At 40.9% G+C, this 22,465-nt stretch carries 14 protein-coding genes, 8 tRNA genes and 3 rRNA genes; 7 read left to right on the forward strand and 18 right to left on the reverse strand.

Going from position 1 to position 22,465, the window contains the following annotated elements; genetic code table 11:
- Positions 1-26 precede the first annotated feature (26 nt).
- Positions 27-1,091 carry a M24 family metallopeptidase gene (locus tag MKY46_RS20930; RefSeq protein ID WP_036119051.1) on the forward strand — a complete coding sequence of 355 codons (1,065 nt, stop codon included), beginning with the start codon at positions 27-29 and terminating at the stop codon, positions 1,089-1,091.
- Positions 1,092-1,267: 176 nt separating this feature from the next.
- The gene (gene rpoN, locus MKY46_RS20935) at positions 1,268-2,554 is read left to right on the forward strand and encodes an RNA polymerase factor sigma-54 (protein ID WP_036119053.1); all 1,287 of its coding nucleotides are present in this window, start codon (positions 1,268-1,270) and stop codon (positions 2,552-2,554) included.
- A 68-nt stretch (positions 2,555-2,622) separates the two neighbouring features.
- On the opposite strand, the gene MKY46_RS20940 is transcribed toward rpoN, so the two are convergent.
- From MKY46_RS20940 to MKY46_RS20960, 5 genes are read right to left on the reverse strand one after another with little or no spacing between them, the layout of a single operon-like run.
- Positions 2,623-4,104, reverse strand: coding sequence for an aldehyde dehydrogenase family protein (locus MKY46_RS20940; protein WP_036119055.1), 1,482 nt, complete (start codon positions 4,102-4,104; stop codon positions 2,623-2,625).
- Positions 4,105-4,122: 18 nt separating this feature from the next.
- Entirely contained in the window at positions 4,123-5,025 is a 903-nt protein-coding gene (gene dapA, locus MKY46_RS20945; protein WP_036119062.1) for a 4-hydroxy-tetrahydrodipicolinate synthase, read from the reverse strand.
- A 27-nt stretch (positions 5,026-5,052) separates the two neighbouring features.
- Positions 5,053-5,925, reverse strand: coding sequence for a proline racemase family protein (locus MKY46_RS20950; RefSeq protein ID WP_036119064.1), 873 nt, complete (start codon positions 5,923-5,925; stop codon positions 5,053-5,055).
- Positions 5,926-5,937: 12 nt separating this feature from the next.
- Positions 5,938-6,957, reverse strand: a complete 1,020-nt coding sequence (locus MKY46_RS20955) for a proline racemase family protein (protein ID WP_036119066.1) — start codon at positions 6,955-6,957, stop codon at positions 5,938-5,940.
- The gene (locus tag MKY46_RS20960) at positions 6,954-8,135 is read right to left on the reverse strand and encodes an NAD(P)/FAD-dependent oxidoreductase (protein ID WP_036119068.1); all 1,182 of its coding nucleotides are present in this window, start codon (positions 8,133-8,135) and stop codon (positions 6,954-6,956) included. The genes MKY46_RS20955 and MKY46_RS20960 overlap by 4 nt, the downstream gene beginning before the upstream one ends.
- A 154-nt stretch (positions 8,136-8,289) precedes the next feature.
- Between MKY46_RS20960 and MKY46_RS20965 the strand changes: the two genes are divergently transcribed.
- From MKY46_RS20965 to MKY46_RS20985, 5 genes are all read left to right on the forward strand, one after another.
- Positions 8,290-9,996 carry a sigma-54 interaction domain-containing protein gene (locus MKY46_RS20965; RefSeq protein WP_036119070.1) on the forward strand — a complete coding sequence of 569 codons (1,707 nt, stop codon included), beginning with the start codon at positions 8,290-8,292 and terminating at the stop codon, positions 9,994-9,996.
- A 141-nt stretch (positions 9,997-10,137) separates the two neighbouring features.
- Positions 10,138-10,407, forward strand: coding sequence for a (2Fe-2S)-binding protein (locus MKY46_RS20970; protein WP_036119072.1), 270 nt, complete (start codon positions 10,138-10,140; stop codon positions 10,405-10,407).
- A complete protein-coding gene (locus tag MKY46_RS20975) occupies positions 10,404-10,742 on the forward strand; it encodes a (2Fe-2S)-binding protein (protein WP_036119074.1) in 339 nt (112 codons plus the stop codon). Before MKY46_RS20970 ends, MKY46_RS20975 begins: the two co-directional genes overlap by 4 nt.
- A complete protein-coding gene (locus tag MKY46_RS20980) occupies positions 10,735-11,955 on the forward strand; it encodes an NAD(P)/FAD-dependent oxidoreductase (protein ID WP_036119076.1) in 1,221 nt (406 codons plus the stop codon). The genes MKY46_RS20975 and MKY46_RS20980 overlap by 8 nt, the downstream gene beginning before the upstream one ends.
- A gap of 262 nt (positions 11,956-12,217) precedes the next feature.
- Entirely contained in the window at positions 12,218-13,669 is a 1,452-nt protein-coding gene (locus MKY46_RS20985) for an alanine/glycine:cation symporter family protein (RefSeq protein WP_036119078.1), read from the forward strand.
- A gap of 34 nt (positions 13,670-13,703) precedes the next feature.
- On the opposite strand, the gene rrf is transcribed toward MKY46_RS20985, so the two are convergent.
- The 13 genes from rrf to MKY46_RS21050 form a co-directional block, all read right to left on the reverse strand.
- A 5S ribosomal RNA gene (gene rrf, locus MKY46_RS20990) occupies positions 13,704-13,819 on the reverse strand.
- A gap of 185 nt (positions 13,820-14,004) precedes the next feature.
- A 23S ribosomal RNA gene (locus MKY46_RS20995) occupies positions 14,005-16,932 on the reverse strand.
- A gap of 218 nt (positions 16,933-17,150) precedes the next feature.
- Positions 17,151-18,702, reverse strand: a 16S ribosomal RNA gene (locus MKY46_RS21000).
- Together the 16S, 23S and 5S rRNA genes with 8 tRNA genes alongside form the textbook arrangement of a ribosomal RNA operon.
- A gap of 197 nt (positions 18,703-18,899) precedes the next feature.
- Positions 18,900-18,973: transfer RNA gene (locus MKY46_RS21005), tRNA-Gly, on the reverse strand.
- Positions 18,974-18,991: 18 nt separating this feature from the next.
- A tRNA-Arg gene (locus MKY46_RS21010) sits at positions 18,992-19,068 on the reverse strand.
- A gap of 26 nt (positions 19,069-19,094) precedes the next feature.
- Positions 19,095-19,180 (reverse strand) — tRNA-Leu (locus MKY46_RS21015).
- Between the two features lie 66 nt (positions 19,181-19,246).
- A tRNA-Lys gene (locus MKY46_RS21020) sits at positions 19,247-19,319 on the reverse strand.
- A gap of 15 nt (positions 19,320-19,334) precedes the next feature.
- Positions 19,335-19,409: transfer RNA gene (locus MKY46_RS21025), tRNA-Gln, on the reverse strand.
- Positions 19,410-19,414: 5 nt separating this feature from the next.
- Positions 19,415-19,490 (reverse strand) — tRNA-Asp (locus MKY46_RS21030).
- 31 nt (positions 19,491-19,521) lie between these two features.
- Positions 19,522-19,593, reverse strand: a tRNA-Glu gene (locus MKY46_RS21035).
- A 1-nt stretch (position 19,594) separates the two neighbouring features.
- A tRNA-Asn gene (locus MKY46_RS21040) sits at positions 19,595-19,671 on the reverse strand.
- 89 nt (positions 19,672-19,760) lie between these two features.
- Complete coding sequence (locus MKY46_RS21045) at positions 19,761-20,219, reverse strand: SprT family protein (protein WP_036119086.1); 459 nt, start codon at positions 20,217-20,219, stop codon at positions 19,761-19,763.
- Positions 20,220-20,293: 74 nt separating this feature from the next.
- On the reverse strand, positions 20,294-22,462 hold the full coding sequence (locus MKY46_RS21050; protein ID WP_036119089.1) for a Tex family protein: 2,169 nt from the start codon (positions 22,460-22,462) through the stop codon (positions 20,294-20,296).
- Positions 22,463-22,465: the final 3 nt, after the last annotated feature.

Below are 22,465 nucleotides of genomic sequence, written 5' to 3' on the forward strand. Positions count from 1 at the left end.
AATTTCACTAAAGGGGGAATGACAACATGTCAAAATTAGAACAATTACGAAATGCTTTACAAGCACAAGATACAAGCGCAATGATTATCACAAATGCACAAAACCGACGTTATCTAACAGGATTTACTGGAAGTGCAGGAACGGTTGTAGTAACTAATAGGCGCGCACTTTTATTAGTGGACTTCCGCTACACACAACAAGCAACGGAGCAAAGTAAAACTTTCGAGGTTCATGAGATTGATCGCAACCGTATATATGAAACGATTCAAGAGATTTTAGATCAAGATTCAATCCAATCAGTTGGCTTTGAACAACATCACGTAACTTATTACGCCTATCAATTAATGGCTAATAAATTGACAGCAACATTAAAGCCTTTATCTAATATTGTGGAAAATTTACGTATGATTAAGACACCAGAAGAAATTGAAATAATTAAGAAGGCAGCTTGGATTTCAGATGAGGCATTTAAGCATATTTTAACATTCATTAAACCGGGTGTTTCAGAAATCGAAATTGCCAATGAATTGGAATCCCATATGCGAAAAAACGGTGCAACTAGTGCTGCATTTGATATGATTATCGCTTCAGGTCATCGCTCTGCTCTACCACATGGTGTAGCATCTTCAAAAATAATTGAGCAAGGTGACATGCTAACACTTGATTTTGGTGCTTATTATCAAGGCTATCGTTCTGACATGACAAGAACTATTGCTGTTGGTGAGCCACCTGAACAATTAAAAGAAATATATCAAATTGTTTATGATTCCTTGCAACATGCTCTTTCTAATATGAAAGCTGGTATGACAGGGCAAAATGCAGATAGCTATACACGTGACTACATTACAGCTAAAGGCTATGGGGACAATTACGGACATGGAGCAGGACATGGCATCGGGTTAGATATCCATGAAAATATATTCATGTCGTCAGTTTGTGAAGACATCTTAGAAGAGAATATGGTACTTACAGTTGAGCCAGGCATTTACGTTCCACAAGTTGGCGGTGTTCGCATAGAAGATGATGTCATCATTACAAAAGACGGTGTAGAAGTGATCACACACTCACCAAAAGAACTCATTATTTTATAATTTCTTTACACTTATCCTATAGATGTTTACTTTTTTTACACTTTTTAAAAACCTTTCATTTCAACATTTTGAGCTTTTTATTGGAAGCTTATAATATATTTCGTTGCACATGTCAAAATTTCTTGTCACTATATTTTCTAAGGTTAGATAGATTGATAGAGAATCGAGGTTTTATTATGCAACTTTCTATTAAGCAAACACAAGAATTACAAATCGTTATGTCTGCCCAACTTCGTCAGGCAATCGAGCTACTCCAATATTCAACTCAGGAATTAGAACAATATATACGTGAACAAGAACTCGTTAATCCTTTAATTGAATTAAGTGAACCAACACTTAAAGACCATCTACAGATTCCAAAAATGAGTAGCAGACATCTTGATATTATGCATCTTGCCACAAAATGTGAAAAAAATGTTCGTGATGAACTATTCCAACAGGTCAGGCTAACATTTTCTAACGAAAAGGACATTCAACTCTTAAAACATATTATTTATCATTTAGATGACAATGGTTATTATGAGCATTCAACACAAACGTCTTATAATGACCTAGAAATTGAAAAGGGCATTCATTTATTACAAACAATTGGTCCCTTAGGAATTGGTGCACGCAATTTGAAGGAATGTTTACTATTGCAAACCATTTATTGTCATAACAGCCCTGCTCATGCTGAAACCGTTATTTCTAATTATCTAGAAGAGCTTGCCAATAAGAAGTGGAAACAAATCTCAAAAGAGCTGGATATATCGCTAAGTGACTTACAAATGATCTATCTTTTTATACAATCACTACAGCCAAAGCTGAGCTCATTATTTTATCAAGAGTTGGTACATATGACGATACCAGATATCATTGTTGATATCGTTGATGGTGGGATTACCTTTTCGTTAAATGATTATTATTTACCAAAAGTTAATATTCACGCTGACTACTTTCCTTATATAAAAACGCATTCCTCAGAGAAGAGTTATTTTAAAAAACACTTAACTGACTACCATTGGTTAGTTAACAGCATTGAACAACGTCGAAATACAATGATCAATATCATGAAGGCACTTATTGAAAAACAAAAGAAGTTTTTTCTATATGGCTTTGATGCCATGCAACCACTTACGTTGCGTGAAATTGCTGACCAAATAGATGTTCATGAATCAACGGTTAGCCGCATTACAACGAATAAATATGTACAAACTGCTTTTGGCACATTTGAATTAAAAGAATTATTCACCTCTAAATTGTCAACAGCAAATGGTCATAGTGTGTCGCAAATAAAGGTGAAGTCATTGCTGTCAGACTATATAAAATCTGAAAATAAAGCAAAGCCCTTCTCTGATCAAAAAATAGCTGAGTATTTTAACTCTGCGTTGGGAATTGAAATATCTCGTCGTACCATAGCCAAATATCGCGAGGACATGAACATACCTTCCTCTGCTAGACGTAAAATAAACCAGTTTAAATAATGAGAAAAGGAGCTATCTATTGGGGTAGCTCCTTTTCCATCTAAACAAATTTAAAGCAGACTCACTTATTATTGCTTCATATTGACAAATACACTTTTCACCTCAGTATAATTGGACAAACCATATTCGCCGCCCATTTCACGACCAATACCTGACTGTTTATAGCCACCAAATGGCATCGTTTCCCATTCTAAGCCAAAATCATTAATCCATACTGTTCCTGCCTGTAGTTTACTAGCAATATAATGTGCTTTTTTTACATTTTCTGTCCAAATGCTTGCAGCAAGTCCATACTTACTATTATTAGCACGCACGATCACTTCTTCTATTGTTTCAAACGATAGAATAGACATAACAGGTCCGAAAATCTCCTCCTGAGCAATCGTCATCGTGTCCTGTACATCAGCAAAGATAGTTGGTTGTACAAAAAATCCCTTTTGGAGTGCTCGATTACCACCAGCTACTAAGCGAGCACCCTCTTCTTTTCCTTTTTCAATAAAACCAAGGACTGTATTTAATTGCTTTTGTGACACTAACGGGCCCATTTCTGTTTCCGGATCTAGTCCTGGTCCTACCTTCAATGCCTTAGCCTTTTCTGCAAGTCGTTCAACAAATTGATTGTATAGACTACTATGCACAAATACTCGTGTACATGCGCTACAGTTTTGGCCGTGATTGTACATCGTTCCAGCAAAAGTTCCCTCCATTGCTTCCTGTACATCTGCATCTGGTAACACAATAGCAGGAGATTTCCCTCCAAGCTCTAATGTTACACTTTTCACTTCATCAGCTGCCTTTTTCATCACGTGGATTCCAGTTTTTGTTGATCCAGTGAAGGCTACTTTAGCTACACCTTTATGTGTAACAATAGCTTCTCCAGCTTCTCCCGTACCCGGTACAATATTTACTACACCATTTGGAAAACCAGCTTGTTTCATTAATTGCCCTACATATAATAATGATAATGGCGTTTCAGCCGCTGGTTTGATGACAATCGTACACCCTACAGCTAACGCTGCGCCTAGCTTCCATGCCGCCATTGCAAGAGGGAAATTCCAAGGAATAATTTGACCTACAACACCAACAGGCTCATGTACAATATAATTTAAGTAATCCTTGGATACTTGTACAGTCTGTCCTGTAATTTTTGTCGCCCACCCTGCATAATAACGGAAATGCTGAACAGTGCCATCCACATCATCTGCGAGAGCAATTTGATATGGTTTACCATTGTCTATTGATTCAAGCTGTGCTAGCTCTTCACGATGTTCTTCTAGTAAATCTGCCAATTTATAAATAATTCGTGAGCGTTCAGCTGCCTCCATCGTTGACCATGCACCATCAAATGCTTTTTGAGCAGCTTCTACTGCAAGATCAATATCTTCTGCCTGTGCTTCGCTTACTACAGCGATGACCTCTTCATTAGCAGGATTTAGAACATTCAATGTTTTACCTGATTGAGCTTGCATGTATTCACCGTCGATATACAAGCCGATTATGGACTGTAGAAATTCCTTTACTTGTGGTTTTAATGTCAACACTGCCTCCATCATTCATCCCCCTTTGCATTAATAATGTTCAATTGCCAGTACGTCTAAATTAGTCATAATTGCTTTAAGTTGGGCATCTTCTTCCTCTGTTAGTGGGAGTCGTGGTAGACGACATGGTCCCCCTGCCCATCCTTTTAGTTCCATTGCACGTTTAGTGATTTGTACATATTTACCTGATCCCTCTAAAAATGCACATAAAGGTAATAAACGATCATAAATTGCCCAAGCTGCCTCTAAATTTCCTTCTTTTACTTGACTATATAACTTTGTGACAAGCTCTGGCACAATATTTCCAGATACAGAAATCCACCCAACAGCTCCAACTAAAAATGATTCTATGGCTAAGTCCTCTGAACCACAAAATACTTTAATATTATCTTGGCCTTGACGTACGATATCACGCGCTTTTCCAATATTGCCGCTCGATTCCTTAATGTGTGTAATATTTGGAACATCTCTACCTACTTTTAAAATCGTTTCTAAACCAATATCTACCCCCGAAGTAAACGGATTATTATAGATCATAATAGGGAAGCTTACAGATTCGGCTACTGATTTAAAATGAACATATATTTCCTCATCTTTTGGGTGTGCATAATAGGAATTAATCAATAATGCTGCGTCTGCGCCGGCCAGTTCAGCCTGCTGTGTATAGGTGATAGCCTCTGCAGTTGTCTCAGCAGCTGTACCAACAATCAATGTAATTCGCCCTTTAATTTGATCTACAGCTACTTCTACTGCTTTAAACCGTTCTTCTTTCGTTAAACTTACAAATTCGCCTGTACTACCGTTAATAGCAATACCTGTTACCCCTGCTTCAATAAAATGTTCAATATTTTGACGGAAACCATCCCAATCAATGTCCGTTTGGTTTTTCATCGGTGTTACTAATACCGGAAATACACCTTCTAATTTTTTCATCTTTTTTTCCTCCTCTACCCTCTTTTATTACACTATGATAAATCCATGCTGCAAAGGATCTTCACGGTCCACTACAAATTGATGGATTCCTGTGATATATCCTGTTAATGCAATTTCATAGCCAGCTTCATGCTTTTGACTAATTTCAATGCTGCTACCAAAAATACTGTCATTTTTTTTGACAGCTTCTTCCCCTAAAACTGCTAGTAACGCCAATGTACTGTCTACACCAGGTGAACGTAATATATAGCCATCTCGCTCAAAGGTAACTGACCGTACTGAACTGTCTAGCTGTTCATACATAATGACACCATCTGCTGTACTATATTTCTCACTTTCTAGTAATCCCCACGTACTGATTTCTGCTAATTCATCTAGAACAATTGCCTTTAATTGCTGTGGTTTTTCTACAACAAAGTAGCGGCGCTCATTATCGATAATTACTTCGTCACCTTCTATATGCGCTGGCTTCAATGTCAAATGAACTGATAAAACAGTATCTTTCGGTTCAGAAAGTTTTACATAGGCTTCATAAACACCTTTTACTGTTTCAATAGAGTAAATATTATCTCTTGAAAGCTCTATTATTCCTTGCTCAATCAATGCTGTCATTGTGGCTACAAGTGCTTCATACTTAAAATTTGTAGAAGCCGAATGTTGGAAAAATAATAGTCGATAGGATGCAATAGCTGATGGTAAAACAAGACAGCCATTCATTCCACGGTGTCCTCTAGGTTCATTCAGAAGCAATTGTTTTGTATCTTCGAATTGCGTATTTAAAGCATGAGCCGCTTCCGTAATATTTTCATGCGCAAGCATGATTGGTGATTGCACAATAATACGAAAGGCTTCTCCCACTACTTGTGTATCGATCGTTTGAAAAGACTTATGAAAATTCATGCTTATCCTCCCTTAGTGATCCATTGGCGGAATCATCAAATAGCCCTCTTTCAGTGGATCCTGATTATTGTAAAAGAATCGATGCATACCCATAACCCAGGCAGATCCTGTTACCTCTGGAATAACAGCTGTTAGGCCACTAATAGCTACTTCTTCTAGTACACGTGCTTTAAACATTGTCCCCACAATACTTTCATAGATGAAGGACTCATTGAGAGCGATCTCATTTTTTGAATAGAGTGTAGCAATTTTTGCGGATGTACCAGTGCCACAAGGGGAACGGTCAATCCCTCCTGGCGGAACAACAACTGTATTTTTTAAATCTGCTAATGGATTGACTGGGTCTGTATAAAACTCAATATGTGTAAGTCCATGGATAAATGGGAATTCTGGATGGACAATATCTTCCTTAGCATTCACAGCATTGCGGAGACGAATAGCTGTGTTAATAATTTTCGTTGAATTGTCTACAGCTAAGTTTAGATTGATTTTTCTAGCATCTATAATGCCGTAATAGTTCCCTCCATAAGCTATTTCACATTCCACTACACCTAATTCAGAATCATTTATTTCAATCGTTTTTAATAGAAAGGATGGTACATTTTTAAATGTCACTTCCTTCGCTACGCCATCCACTACTTTAATCTTTACATCAATTAAACCTGCAGGTGTGTCCAATTTTATGTTTGTATAAGGTGTATTAACCTCTATTAAATTTGCTTCAATAAGTGCTGTACAAACGCCTATTGTGTCATGTCCACACATCGGCAAGTAACCACCTGTTTCTATATAAATCACTCCAAAATCTGCTTCGGGATGGCAAGGATCTGTAATGATAACACCTGACATCACACTATGTCCTCGGGGTTCATTCATAAGAAATTTTCGAATCCAGTCAAAATTCTTTTGCATAAATAACATTTTTTCAGACATTGTTTTGCCTTCAAGCTTAGGCATACCGCTTATTAATGAACGTGTTGGATTCCCACCTGTATGGGTATCAATTGTTGTAAAGAGCTTTTGAAATTTCATTTGTGAAGTACTCCTTTCTGGAAACGACTAAGATGAACTGGTTCAGTAGGAATGCATGTATCTTTGTACTGTAGTAATTCTTGGATAAGCTTCCCAGTAACTGCAGCCAAGCTAATTCCATCTCCTTCATGACCTGCCGCAATATAGAAACCAGGCACTTCTTCTACTTCACAAATAATAGGTAAATGATCTTCCGTCCATGGTCTTAACCCTGCATATGTACGAATAATCGACATATCAGCGATTTTTGGATAAAAACGTACAGCACGTCTAGCAATCATTTTCACCACATCATGATTCACTTTCGTGTCAAAGCCTACAAATTCGCGACTACTTCCTATTAAAAAATTTTGTGCCTCTGTCGGCTCAAACACTAACGCTACTCCGTATTTTTCAATATCCACATCCACTTTACGTTCTCCACCAAATTTTGAAATTAAATAACCAAATTCCATCACTTTTCTTAGCCCTACTAGTTGCTGACGTGATGCGACAAGAATATGTCCTTTGCGAGGTTTAATTGGAATATCAACACCCAGCATTTGCCCAATAAACGGTGCCCAAATTCCACAAGCATTAATTACTTTATTTGCTGTTATCCATCCCTCATTCGTTTCAAGTAAAAATGTACCATCTGGCTGTTTCGTAATATTTTTGACTTCTGTATGTTTTTTTATCTTTGCCCCTAACTTTTCAGCTGAGTGGAACATAGAAAATGTCAACATATATGGGTTCACTGTTGAATCGGTTTTACATTCCAATCCACCGTATAAGTCATCTGCAAAGTATTTTGACTCATTCCGCAAGTCCTCCCGATCTAACATTGTAAAATCTAACCCCGCCTCTCGTTGACGATTAACCCACTGCTGAGCAGCCTCCATCTCTAGCTCACTTTCACAAACAAGAATGCTACCAGGATTCCGATATTCAAAGCTCATATCTAACTCTCGATTTAACTCATGTACCAATCTTTGACTGACTAAAGACATTTGACTGTCAAAGCCAGGATCTTTATCAATAGCTAAAATATTGCCATCACAGCGAGAAGAAGTACCACTCGCAAGTTCATTTTTCTCAAGTATTGTGATATCAAGGCCCGCTTTTGCACAATAATAAGCAATTGCTCCACCAATAATGCCACCGCCAATAATGACGATATCATGATGGGATTTCTTCATGTCTCTCCCCTCCTTTTCTATTCATGACTGTATGATGCAAAAAACATGCCAATCTATCTTATTGGAATTTGTTTGATAAACTAGTCACTATGTGTCAAAATTATTTATATTATTCAAAATAATTTGACAAATAAATAATGAGGGGGGACTTACATTGCATCCATATCATTTAATAGTGAATAAAATATTAAAACGTAACTTTGCTATTATTTCTACTGACGATATAGTGTCCAAAATAAACGATGACAGCAAACAATATTTTGTGCTTGAAAATAATAAACCCTATGCAACAATGCGCGGTAAAAGAAAAAATGATGTTCACTATGTTGCTTGTCATACCATCCAGTTGGATTGCCCACTCAACATAGCTATTGAATATATGAAGGAATATGAATTTTTACTAGTTTGTAGTGAGGAAAAACAATATTTAGGATATTTATGGAGAGAGTCCTTAGTATACGATCTTGCCTATGAATTAGAATGTGGCAATGCTTATTTACAAACCATTTTAGACACAATAAATGAATCATGTACTGTCATTGATGCTGAACAAAATGTTGTTTATTGGACGAAGGGAGCAGAAAGCATTTTTTCTGTGTCTGGAGAAAATATTATTGGAAAGCCCATCACTCAATTTTTCAAAGAAGATCAACTAGAAATTTTACATACTTTACAGCATAGAAAATCTGTTTATCAACAGCAGCATTTTCCTCGGGAAGATCTCGTCGTCATGATCAATTCAAACCCTGTTATGCTGCATGATAAGACAATTGGGGCAGTCGTTGCTGAAACTGATATTACCCATGTCAAAAAATTAAACGAAGAGCTTCATCTTACATCTGAAAAATTATTGAATTTAGAGAAACAGATGAATACTAATGGCTTAGCCTATGATCCATTTACACTTATTCGTGGCAATAGTCCAAAGCTTAAAGAAATATTAGAAAAAGTAAAAAAGGTAGCAGAAACCGAGGCAAATATTTTAATTTACGGAGAGAGTGGAGTTGGTAAAGAACTGTTTGCACGTGCAGTTCATGCCATTCGAGAAAAGCCTGAAGCACCATTTGTCGCTATCAATTGTGGAGCCATTCCTAGTGGCTTATTTGAAAGTGAGATATTTGGTTATGAAAAAGGAGCTTTTTCTGGAGCCCATCAAAAAGGAAAAAAAGGTAAAGTAGAGCTTGCACGTGGAGGTACTTTATTTTTAGATGAAATTGGTGAAATGCCGCTAGAAATGCAAGTAAAGATTTTGCGATTGCTACAGGAAAAAACGTTTTATACAGTTGGCGGTACAAAGGAAATGGACGTTGAATTTAATTTAGTAGCTGCTACTAATAGAAATTTAAAGCAATTAGTGGCAGAAGGAAAATTCAGAGAGGATTTATATTATCGACTGAATGTGGTGAATTTCACAGTTCCCCCGCTTCGAGAGCGAGCATCAGATATTTTAGAAATTAGCAATTATTTCTTATATGAAAAATCGATTAAATATAATCGACCTATTCAAGGAATCCCAACTGAAATAGCCAATGTTCTTTTAAAATACCAATGGCCAGGCAATGTACGGGAATTATCTAACGTTATCGAGCGACTTGTTGTATTTTCTGATGAGGGAGCCATTCATATAGAAGACTTACCTACGGATATTTTAGCAGCTATGCCAAAAGATGAAAAGTTGGAAGTTAAGAGGGATTTTCCTCTAGGGACAGAGCTTAACAATCAACTTGAACATTATGAACGGGAAATTATTTTAGAACAGCTTGCCAAAGTAAATGGTAATAAAAAAACATGCGCTAAAAACTTAGGCATTACTCGTGCCACTTTATACAATCGATTAAAAAAATTAAACATAGATGTCTAACTTTTTAAAATAAATGTCAATGTTTCTATACACTACTTTCACATATGTCTATAAAATCATTTTCTTAGCGACTTTCTTTTTTCTGGCATAGTTTTTGCATTATCTAGTATGGAAAGTATTTCATATAGTAGAGGTGGAACTATGCAAAATAAATCGATGATTGTATGTCGTTGTGAAGAAGTTAGTTACGATGAATTAATAGAAAGCGCATCAAAATATAAGTGCTCTGCACGAGAACTGAAGTTACGAACACGTGCAGGAATGGGTTATTGCGGCGGCCGTACATGCCGTACTATGGTAGATAATATTGCTCATCTTCATCATCCACGTACAAATGATGAAATTTCATTAAAACATCAGGCACCCATTCGACCAGTGCGATTCTCCGATTTAGGGGAGGTTAAATCATGACAGAACGTATAATTACCCACCCCGTTTTAGGGAATTTAATCCAAAAAGAAAAAATAACTTTTACTTTTGACGATCAGGTAATTGAAGGTTATAAAGGTGAATCCCTAGCTGCTGCATTGCTAGTACAAGGAATCCGCACTTTACGTTTGCACGAAGAAACAGGGCAGCCTCGAGGCATTTATTGTAATATTGGTCACTGCTTTGAATGCCGTGTCAATATAAACGGCTTGGACGGCGAGCGAGCATGCTTAACCCCTATTTCAGATGGGATGGTTGTAAAAAGTGGGCAGCCGCTTCCTACGACAGTAAGGGACTGGAGGAAGAACCATGAATAATAAAGTAATTATAATTGGAGCTGGTCCTGCCGGGCTTGCGGCGGCCATTACATTGGCGGAAAAAAATATTGCTGTCCTTGTTATCGATGAATATTTATATGCTGGCGGGCGATTACTTGGACAATTATATGAAGAGAAGCCAGGAACATGGTGGAATGGTATTGTGGAATCTGAACGTTTATTAAAACGAGCTAAAGCAGTCAATGTTGAATTTTTACTACAAACAAGTGTATCCGATTTAGAAAAAGTGGATCAAACGTGGATCATCCACACAACCAAAGGTATATTTCGTACCCAACATCTGCTATTAGCTACTGGAGCTGCCGAATCACCTTTCCCAATTCCAGGCTGGACTCTACCAGGTGTAATGTCTGTTGGAGCAGCACAAGTAATGACAAATGTGCATCGTGTGAAGCCTGGTAAACGGGGAGTCATTGTCGGGGTCAATGTACTATCTTCTGCTATTGCGATGGAATTACAATTAGCAGGGGTTCAAGTAGCAGCTATCACATTACCTCCCTCTAACTTGTTAGCGAAGAAGAATAGTAATCCTTTAGAGGTTATGAACTCCTTATTACATGTAGCTCATATGGCTCCCTCCCCTCTTGTTAAAATGGGCAGCAAATTGATGAAAAATGACTTTATGAAAAAGCTCGGTATTTCCTTTTATCCCAAAAATGGTGTGAAAATGTGGGATATACCTATTATGTTGCGTAAAGCTGTTATTGAAATCGTCGGTAAAGATCAAGTTGAAGGGGTCGTTTTAGCAACAGTGAATACAGATGGCTCTCTTGTTAAAGGTAGCGAACAACGAATCAAAGCAGATTTTATTTGTATCGCTGGCGGCCTATACCCTTTAGCAGAACTTGCCTCTTTAGCTGGTTGTCCATTCCATTATATCGAAGAATTAGGTGGGTTCATTCCTTTACATAATGAACAAATGGAAACTAATTTAGAGGGGTTGTATGTCGCTGGAAATATTACGGGCATTGAAGGAGCCAAGGTAGCATTAGCACAAGGAAAAGTTGCTGGCCTTACAATTGCTCAACGTCTCAATGCAGGAGCCTCAAAGTATGATATTAAGCTTGCTATCCAAGATGTTGAAAAAACAAGAGCTACTGCACATATTCAATTTCATCCTGAAATTTCAGCCGGTCGTCAACAGATGAAACAAATTTGGGATAAATCTGTTGGACCGCTTACGATTCATTAAAAATGCCTATTAAAGAATAAAAGTCTTTTTCTCATCTTCATGAGTAAAAGGCTTTTTTGCTTTATGGCATAAAACATGCAATACATATGATGTGATTAAAAATCGTGAAAGGAGGTTTTGATTCTTAAACAATATGCCATATATGTACCTTCCATAATATTGAATTACTGATTTGTGTGACAAAATGGATGCTGCTGTATAGTACACAATTTCTTGGGTGGGAATTTCGGGTTTTGATTGAAGAAAACAAGGGGGAAAATCTATGGAGACAATCGTTAATACATTGGTCGATTATATTTGGGGGAATGCACTCGTATACTTAGCATTAGGTGTGGGTCTTTACTTTACCATCCTAACAAAAGCTGTTCAATTTCGTTATATTCCTGAGATGATTCGTTTATTACGTGAACGTAAAGAATCAAAAGAAGGAATCTCGTCGTTCCAAGCTTTTTGTATGGCATTGTCTGGACGAGTTGGTGTTGGTAATATCGCAGGTGTAGCTACGGCCATTGCTGCTGGTGGACCAGGCGCAGTATTTTGGATGGGTGTTATGGCATTTCTAGGGGGTGCAAGTGCATTTATAGAATCTACACTTGCCCAATTATATAAAGAAAAGGCTGATGGTCAGTATCGTGGTGGTTCACCATACTATATCGAAAAGGGTTTAAAACTAAAAGGCTTTGCTATATTTGTTGCGTTTGTTATCTGTCTTTCATACGGTGTTCTAGTGCCAGGGATCCAGGCAAACACAATTGCCACTTCATTTAATACTGCTTTTCATATTCCACCATTTATAACAGGCGCGGTGATTGTTGTTCTTTTGGGATTAATCATATTTGGTGGTGTTAAACGTATAGCTCGTGTTGCTGACAAAATTGTTCCTATCATGGCACTTGCCTACGTCATTTTAACACTCATCATATTAGGGGCGAATGTGAGTGAAATTCCAGATATGCTTAAACTTATTATTACAAGTGCTTTTGGTACTAATGAAATCTTTGGGGGTATAGTTGGTACTGCAATCGCCTGGGGTGTAAGACGCTCCGTATTTTCAAATGTAGCTGGAGCTGGAGAAGCAACATTTAGTTCTGCTGCTGCTGAAGTATCTCATCCTGCTAAACAAGGTTTAGTTCAGGGTTTCTCAATCTATATTGATACAATCATTGTATGTACTGCTACAGCATTAATGATTCTCATTACAGGTATGTATAACGTTACCCCTTCAGGAACAACGGCACCGTTAGTTGAAAATATCCCGGGCGTCGTGGCAGGTACTGCTTATACACAAGCAGCAGTATCTACAGTATTCCATGATTTTGGAAGTGGATTCGTGGCTATTGCCATATTCCTCTTCGCATTCACGACTTTAATGGCATACTACTATATTGCAGAGACAACAATTGTTTATTTAGATAATAAGCTACGCTTCCCCATGTTGAAATTAGTATTAAAAATAATCTTCTTACTTGTTGTTTATGTCGGAAGTGTGCAATCGGTCAGTCTTATGTGGGGGCTTGGAGATATTGGATTCGGAAGTATGAGTTATTTAAACTTTATTGCGATTGTATTATTAACCAAACCAGCCATTCAAGTTTTGCGAGATTATGATCGACAAAAAAAGGCTGGTCTCGATCCTATTTTTGATCCAAGAGAAGTTGGAATTAAAAATGCTGAATTCTGGATAGAATATAGCAACAATCATAAACGGAAATAAAAAAACAGTCAGCATACAGCTGACTGTTTCTATTGCCTAGCGACGTCCTACTCTCACAGGGGGAAGCCCCCAACTACCATCGGCGCTAAAGAGCTTAACTTCCGTGTTCGGTATGGGAACGGGTGTGACCTCTTTGCCATCATCACTAGACTATGGTCGGCTTTCAATATACATCGCATTTCTTCGTCAGCTTCTGTCGTTCAGTCAGTCACGTACTTGAGTACGCTCCTTTCCTCTCTCCATTGCTTCCTCGAACTACTCGTATCTTGAAACCCTTCATAAAAGAAATTATTCTTTCAAAACTGGATAAACGTGCATTGAATGGTTCAAACATTTTGGTTAAGTCCTCGATCGATTAGTATTCGTCAGCTCCATGTGTCACCACACTTCCACCTCGAACCTATCTACCTCATCGTCTTTGAGGGATCTTACTTACTTGCGTAATGGGAAATCTCATCTTGAGGGGGGCTTCATGCTTAGATGCTTTCAGCACTTATCCCGTCCACACATAGCTACCCAGCGATGCCTTTGGCAAGACAACTGGTACACCAGCGGTGTGTCCATCCCGGTCCTCTCGTACTAAGGACAGCTCCTCTCAAATTTCCTACGCCCACGACGGATAGGGACCGAACTGTCTCACGACGTTCTGAACCCAGCTCGCGTACCGCTTTAATGGGCGAACAGCCCAACCCTTGGGACCGACTACAGCCCCAGGATGCGATGAGCCGACATCGAGGTGCCAAACCTCCCCGTCGATGTGGACTCTTGGGGGAGATAAGCCTGTTATCCCCGGGGTAGCTTTTATCCGTTGAGCGATGGCCCTTCCATGCGGAACCACCGGATCACTAAGCCCGTCTTTCGACCCTGCTCGACTTGTAGGTCTCGCAGTCAAGCTCCCTTGTGCCTTTACACTCTACGAATGATTTCCAACCATTCTGAGGGAACCTTTGGGCGCCTCCGTTACCTTTTAGGAGGCGACCGCCCCAGTCAAACTGTCCGCCTGACACTGTCTCCTGCCCCGCTAAGGGGCATGGGTTAGAATTTCAATACAACCAGGGTAGTATCCCACCGACGCCTCCTTCGAAGCTGGCGCTCCGAGATCTCTGGCTCCTACCTATCCTGTACAAGTTGTACCAAAATTCAATATCAGGCTACAGTAAAGCTCCACGGGGTCTTTCCGTCCTGTCGCGGGTAACCTGCATCTTCACAGGTACTATAATTTCACCGAGTCTCTCGTTGAGACAGTGCCCAGATCGTTACGCCTTTCGTGCGGGTCGGAACTTACCCGACAAGGAATTTCGCTACCTTAGGACCGTTATAGTTACGGCCGCCGTTTACTGGGGCTTCAATTCGCAGCTTCGCTTGCGCTAACCACTCCTCTTAACCTTCCAGCACCGGGCAGGCGTCAGCCCCTATACGTCACCTTACGGTTTTGCAGAGACCTGTGTTTTTGCTAAACAGTCGCCTGGGCCTATTCACTGCGGCTCTCATGCGCTTGCACGCTCAAGAGCACCCCTTCTCCCGAAGTTACGGGGTCATTTTGCCGAGTTCCTTAACGAGAGTTCTCTCGCACACCTTAGGATTCTCTCCTCGACTACCTGTGTCGGTTTGCGGTACGGGCACCTCTCACCTCGATAGAGGCTTTTCTTGGCAGTGTGAAATCAGGAACTTCGTCCATACGGACTCGCCATCACAGCTCAACGTTACAGTGTGCGGATTTGCCTACACACACGCCTTACTGCTTGGACGCGCATAACCAACAGCGCGCTTACCCTATCCTACTGCGTCCCCCCATTTCTCAAACGGTGAGGAGGTGGTACAGGAATATCAACCTGTTGTCCATCGCCTACGCCTATCGGCCTCGGCTTAGGTCCCGACTAACCCTGAGCGGACGAGCCTTCCTCAGGAAACCTTAGTCATACGGTGGACGGGATTCTCACCCGTCTTTCGCTACTCATACCGGCATTCTCACTTCTAAGCGCTCCACCAGTCCTTCCGGTCTGACTTCAACGCACTTAGAACGCTCTCCTACCACTGACATCGTAGATGTCAATCCACAGCTTCGGTGAATCGTTTAGCCCCGATACATTTTCGGCGCAGCGTCACTCGACCAGTGAGCTATTACGCACTCTTTAAATGATGGCTGCTTCTAAGCCAACATCCTGGTTGTCTGTGCAACGCCACATCCTTTTCCACTTAACGATTACTTTGGGACCTTAGCTGGTGGTCTGGGCTGTTTCCCTTTTGACTACGGATCTTATCACTCGCAGTCTGACTCCCGTGTATAAATATCTGGCATTCGGAGTTTGTCTGAATTCGGTAAACCGGGATGGCCCCCTAGTCCAAACAGTGCTCTACCTCCAGTATTCTCATCACGAGGCTAGCCCTAAAGCTATTTCGGAGAGAACCAGCTATCTCCAAGTTCGATTGGAATTTCTCCGCTACCCACACCTCATCCCCGCACTTTTCAACGTGCGTGGGTTCGGGCCTCCAGTAAGTGTTACCTTACCTTCACCCTGGACATGGGTAGATCACCTGGTTTCGGGTCTACGACCACGTACTATTTCGCCCTATTCAGACTCGCTTTCGCTGCGGCTCCGCCTTCTAAAGCTTAACCTCGCACGTAATCGTAACTCGCCGGTTCATTCTACAAAAGGCACGCTATCACCCATTAACGGGCTCTAACTACTTGTAGGCACACGGTTTCAGGATCTCTTTCACTCCCCTTCCGGGGTGCTTTTCACCTTTCCCTCACGGTACTGGTTCACTATCGGTCACTAGGTAGTATTTAGCCTTGGGAGATGGTCCTCCCGGATTCCGACGGAATTTCACGTGTTCCGCCGTACTCAGGATCCACTCAGGAGAGAACGAACTTTCGACTACAGGGCTTTTACCTGCTCTGGCGGACCTTTCCAAGTCGCTTCATCTAACTCGCTCTTTTGTAACTCCGTATTGAGTGTCCTACAACCCCAAGAGGCAAGCCTCTTGGTTTGGGCTCTTCCCGTTTCGCTCGCCGCTACTCAGGGAATCGATTTTTCTTTCTCTTCCTCCAGGTACTTAGATGTTTCAGTTCCCTGGGTCTGCCTTCAAGACGCTATGTATTCACGTCAAGATACTACGCGATTAAACGTAGTGGGTTCCCCCATTCGGAAATCTCCGGATCAAAGCTCACTTACAGCTCCCCGAAGCATATCGGTGTTAGTGCCGTCCTTCTTCGGCTCCTAGTGCCAAGGCATTCGCCGTGCGCCCTTAATAACTTAACCTAACGGCTTTCAATAAAAATATCGGAAACCTCTTAATGTTATTAAGCCTATAAAAAACTTAAAAAAATAAATGTGTTTGTTACAATTTCAATGTCGTTTTATCCAGTTTTCAAAGAACAAGTTTTGAAGATTTTCATTCAAGAAAGAATGAACCTTCAAAACTGAACGCAAAACGTAATCTTACAAACCCTAGGTTTGTATTCCGAAATAATCCTTAGAAAGGAGGTGATCCAGCCGCACCTTCCGATACGGCTACCTTGTTACGACTTCACCCCAATCATCTATCCCACCTTCGGCGGCTGGCTCCAAAAGGTTACCTCACCGACTTCGGGTGTTACAAACTCTCGTGGTGTGACGGGCGGTGTGTACAAGGCCCGGGAACGTATTCACCGCGGCATGCTGATCCGCGATTACTAGCGATTCCGGCTTCATGTAGGCGAGTTGCAGCCTACAATCCGAACTGAGAACGACTTTATCGGATTAGCTCCCTCTCGCGAGTTGGCAACCGTTTGTATCGTCCATTGTAGCACGTGTGTAGCCCAGGTCATAAGGGGCATGATGATTTGACGTCATCCCCACCTTCCTCCGGTTTGTCACCGGCAGTCACCTTAGAGTGCCCAACTAAATGATGGCAACTAAGATCAAGGGTTGCGCTCGTTGCGGGACTTAACCCAACATCTCACGACACGAGCTGACGACAACCATGCACCACCTGTCACCGTTGCCCCCGAAGGGGAAACTATATCTCTACAGTGGTCAACGGGATGTCAAGACCTGGTAAGGTTCTTCGCGTTGCTTCGAATTAAACCACATGCTCCACCGCTTGTGCGGGCCCCCGTCAATTCCTTTGAGTTTCAGTCTTGCGACCGTACTCCCCAGGCGGAGTGCTTAATGCGTTAGCTGCAGCACTAAGGGGCGGAAACCCCCTAACACTTAGCACTCATCGTTTACGGCGTGGACTACCAGGGTATCTAATCCTGTTTGCTCCCCACGCTTTCGCGCCTCAGTGTCAGTTACAGACCAGATAGTCGCCTTCGCCACTGGTGTTCCTCCAAATCTCTACGCATTTCACCGCTACACTTGGAATTCCACTATCCTCTTCTGCACTCAAGTCTCCCAGTTTCCAATGACCCTCCACGGTTGAGCCGTGGGCTTTCACATCAGACTTAAGAAACCACCTGCGCGCGCTTTACGCCCAATAATTCCGGACAACGCTTGCCACCTACGTATTACCGCGGCTGCTGGCACGTAGTTAGCCGTGGCTTTCTAATAAGGTACCGTCAAGGTACAGCCAGTTACTACTGTACTTGTTCTTCCCTTACAACAGAGTTTTACGAACCGAAATCCTTCTTCACTCACGCGGCGTTGCTCCATCAGGCTTTCGCCCATTGTGGAAGATTCCCTACTGCTGCCTCCCGTAGGAGTCTGGGCCGTGTCTCAGTCCCAGTGTGGCCGATCACCCTCTCAGGTCGGCTACGCATCGTCGCCTTGGTGAGCCGTTACCTCACCAACTAGCTAATGCGCCGCGGGCCCATCCTATAGCGACAGCCGAAACCGTCTTTTAGTGTTTCACCATGAGGTGAAACAGATTATTCGGTATTAGCCCCGGTTTCCCGGAGTTATCCCAAACTATAAGGTAGGTTGCCCACGTGTTACTCACCCGTCCGCCGCTAACGTCGAAGGAGCAAGCTCCTTCTCTGTTCGCTCGACTTGCATGTATTAGGCACGCCGCCAGCGTTCGTCCTGAGCCAGGATCAAACTCTCCATAAAAGAAATTTGAATAGCTCAAATTGTTTTGCTGGCATCATTTTGATGTCCAAAATTTTGTTTCGTTCATTAACCGAAGTTAGTTACTAAAAACTTTATTGATTACGTTTTGCTTGTTCAGTTTTCAAGGTTCATATCATTGTCTTTTCGGACAACTTCTTTAGTTTATCAGACAACCAGGAAGTTGTCAACACTTTTTTTGGAGCGGGTGATGAGAATCGAACTCACGACATCAGCTTGGAAGGCTGAGGTTTTACCATTAAACTACACCCGCATAATATGATTTGTAAATTGGCGCGCCCGGCAGGAGTCGAACCCACAACCTTCTGATCCGTAGTCAGACGCTCTATCCAATTGAGCTACGGGCGCATATAAGAATATAAAATTAATTGACTTGGTGCGGCCGAGAGGACTTGAACCTCCACGGGGTTGCCCCCACTAGGCCCTCAACCTAGCGCGTCTGCCGTTCCGCCACGACCGCATTCAATCAGTAACTTTCTCATTATACTACAAGGATCTGAGAAGTCAATGTTTTTTCCTAAAAAGATGAGCCATGAAGGACTCGAACCTTCGACCCTCTGATTAAAAGTCAGATGCTCTACCAACTGAGCTAATGGCTCAAATTAAGAAATGAATGGCTGGGGTACTAGGATTCGAACCTAGGCATGACGGAATCAAAATCCGTTGCCTTACCGCTTGGCTATACCCCAAAAAGTGGCGGTCCCGACCGGGATCGAACCGGCGATCTCCTGCGTGACAGGCAGGCATGTTAACCGCTACACCACGGGACCAATAAATAGTATTAATTAAATTATGAAGAAATGACCCCTACGGGATTCGAACCCGTGTTACCGCCGTGAAAGGGCGGTGTCTTAACCACTTGACCAAGGGGCCATGGCTCCGAAGGCAGGACTCGAACCTGCGACAACCTGATTAACAGTCAGGTGCTACTACCAACTGAGCTACTTCGGAATACTATGTTTTACTGTCGTCGTTATCTTGTCGACTTTTACTATTATAGGGACAACTCAACAAAACGTCAACTATTTTTTTATAATTTTTTATTCCACTAGTATTAGCCTACCCAAACACTTACTACAGCAATACTTCTCAACATTCATTTTTATTTTCCGTACATATAGTTGTTGGCAATTGACACAAGTATAAGTATGACGATGATGTCTTTTAGTTGTAGCTTTAGGGGGTTGTAAAACTGAGCAAAATCGAGGTGCATTTACTTTTCTTAATAGCTCTCGAAAATCTTTATCTCGATGTTGATACCCTTTACCTTCAATATGTAAATGATAATGACATAATTCATGGAGTACAATACCTTCAATCTCTCTATAGCCATATAACTCATAGGCTTTCGGGTTTATCTCAATATTATGAGATTGTAAAAGATATCGTCCACCAGTTGAACGTAATCTAGCATTAAAGTAAGCCTGATGCTGAAAAGGTTTTTGAAAGCTTTCCAAGGATAAGCTGTGAACAAGTTGTTGTAACTCCTCATTGTTCATATATTAATCACCTCTAACAACAAGAATACCACACTGTGTAGTATAGACAGTGTGGTAAATATTTATTACTTAAATTATAATGTTTGATTTTTAGGCGGAAGCATTGTTAAAGAAATACGCCCTTTATTGACATCTATTTGTTCTACCCATACTGTGACAATATCACCTAGTGCAACAACTTCTAACGGATGTTTAATGCGTTTGTTTTGTAATTTAGATATATGCACCAACCCGTCTTGCTTTACGCCAATATCAACAAACGCTCCAAAGTCCACCACATTTCTCACTGTGCCTTGCAGTTCCATACCTACTTTTAAATCTTCCATTTTTAATACATCTGTTTTAAGCAAAGGCTGTGGGAAAGCATCACGTGGGTCACGACTTGGTTTCATTAAAGTATCCACAATATCTTGAATAGTCACAACACCTATGCCAAGCACGCTACTTAAATTTTGAATATCTAAAGCTGCAATAGCTTCTTCGGCTTTCGGCGTCCCTAGCTCTTTTTTATCAATTTGAGCTTCTGCTAATATTTGTTCAGCTAAATCATAGCTCTCTGGGTGAATACCTGTAGCATCGAACGGGTTTTTTGCTTCAGGGACACGTAAGAAGCCGATAGCTTGTTCATACGTTTTAGCACCTAGCCTTGGAATCTTCTTTAATTGTGCACGTGTAGAAAATTGACCATTCTCTTCTCGCATCTTCACGATATTCTCTGCAACTGTTTTGGATAAACCAGAAACGTATTGTAAGAGTGAAGAAGAAGCCGTGTTTACATCAACCCCTACTTTGTTAACAGCAGTTTCTACTATAAAAGTTAGTGATTCATTTAATTTTTTTTGAGAAACATCATGCTGATACTGACCTACACCAACCGCTTTAGGTTCAATTTTCACTAACTCCGATAAAGGATCTTGTAAACGGCGTGCAATGGACACAGCACTACGCTGCTCAACCTGTAAATCGGGAAATTCAGCCCGTGCAATATCTGACGCTGAATAAACAGATGCTCCCGCTTCGTTGACAATAACATACGCAACATCAGTAGTAAGTTCATTTAGTACATCTGCAATAAATTGTTCTGTTTCACGCGATGCTGTACCATTACCAATTGCAATTATGCTTATTGGATATTTTTCTAAAATTCCTTTCACAGTAGCTTTCGCTTTTGCTACATCTGGTTTAGGAGGATGTGGATAAATAGCTGTAACCTCTAACATTTTCCCCGTTTCATCTACAACTGCTAACTTACAACCTGTGCGATAAGCTGGGTCAACCCCCAATACATATTTCCCTTTCATAGGTGGCTGCAGTAATAAATTACGTAAATTCTCAGAGAAAATATGAATTGCTTGTGTTTCAGCTTTCTCTGTCAATTCGTTTCGTAATTCTCTTTCAATCGAAGGCTGAATTAAACGTTTGTATGAATCTTCAATTGCCAGTTTTACTTCTGCAATTGCAGGAGATGAGCCAATTGCAGGTATCCATTCCTTCCACATAATCATTAAAACTCTGTCTACTGGCACTTGGATTGAAACTTTTAAAACTTCCTCTTTTTCTCCACGGTTGATCGCTAAGATGCGATGCGGAACGATGCGATTAACAGGTTCTTCATACTCGTAATACATTTCAAAAACATTTTTTTCATCGATCTCAGCATTTTTTACAGTCGTTACAAGGACTCCATCTTTCCATGAATAGGCGCGGATTTTTTCACGAATCGCAGCATCATCTGCAAAACGTTCTGCTAAAATATCTCGTGCGCCCATTAGTGCTTCTTCTGTATTGGCAACCTGTTCATTATCCACAAAACCAACTGCTAGCTGCTCTAATGCGTCATTACTAAACGCCAAGAGAAGTTCTGCAAGAGGTTCTAATCCTTTTTCTTTGGCAATCGTCGCCTTTGTACGTCTTTTTTGCTTGTAAGGTCTATATAAATCCTCTACCCGCTGTAAGACGGTTGCAGCAAGTATGGCTTTTTCTAATTCTGGTGTAAGTTTTTCTTGCTCTCGGATTAATCGAATAACCTCTTCTTTCCGTTGTTCAAGTTGCTGTATGTAGTGATAACGATCCTCCACAGCTTTAATTTGCACCTCGTCGAGAGAGCCCGTTGCTTCCTTTCGATAACGTGCAATAAATGGTACCGTATTTCCCTCTTCTAATAACTTAATAACAGCATCTACTTGCCCTGGTTTGACTACAACATCCTTTGCAATGAGCTGTAACATTTGCTTTTGTTCCACATC

The sequence above is a fragment of the Lysinibacillus sp. FSL M8-0355 genome (genome assembly GCF_038008985.1).
Taxonomy (GTDB): Bacteria; Bacillota; Bacilli; order Bacillales_A; family Planococcaceae; genus Lysinibacillus; species Lysinibacillus fusiformis_D.

Bases quoted from the DNA above. Each gene is read 5' to 3' on its own strand.
- MKY46_RS20930 (WP_036119051.1), top strand. From the start codon at position 27: ATGTCAAAATTAGAACAATTACGAAATGCTTTACAAGCACAAGATACA.
- rpoN (WP_036119053.1), top strand. From the start codon at position 1,268: ATGCAACTTTCTATTAAGCAAACACAAGAATTACAAATCGTTATGTCT.
- MKY46_RS20940 (WP_036119055.1), bottom strand. From the start codon at position 4,104: ATGGAGGCAGTGTTGACATTAAAACCACAAGTAAAGGAATTTCTACAG.
- dapA (WP_036119062.1), bottom strand. From the start codon at position 5,025: ATGAAAAAATTAGAAGGTGTATTTCCGGTATTAGTAACACCGATGAAA.
- MKY46_RS20950 (WP_036119064.1), bottom strand. From the start codon at position 5,925: ATGAATTTTCATAAGTCTTTTCAAACGATCGATACACAAGTAGTGGGA.
- MKY46_RS20955 (WP_036119066.1), bottom strand. From the start codon at position 6,957: ATGAAATTTCAAAAGCTCTTTACAACAATTGATACCCATACAGGTGGG.
- MKY46_RS20960 (WP_036119068.1), bottom strand. From the start codon at position 8,135: ATGAAGAAATCCCATCATGATATCGTCATTATTGGCGGTGGCATTATT.
- MKY46_RS20970 (WP_036119072.1), top strand. From the start codon at position 10,138: ATGCAAAATAAATCGATGATTGTATGTCGTTGTGAAGAAGTTAGTTAC.
- MKY46_RS20975 (WP_036119074.1), top strand. From the start codon at position 10,404: ATGACAGAACGTATAATTACCCACCCCGTTTTAGGGAATTTAATCCAA.
- MKY46_RS20980 (WP_036119076.1), top strand. From the start codon at position 10,735: ATGAATAATAAAGTAATTATAATTGGAGCTGGTCCTGCCGGGCTTGCG.
- MKY46_RS20985 (WP_036119078.1), top strand. From the start codon at position 12,218: ATGGAGACAATCGTTAATACATTGGTCGATTATATTTGGGGGAATGCA.
- MKY46_RS21045 (WP_036119086.1), bottom strand. From the start codon at position 20,219: ATGAACAATGAGGAGTTACAACAACTTGTTCACAGCTTATCCTTGGAA.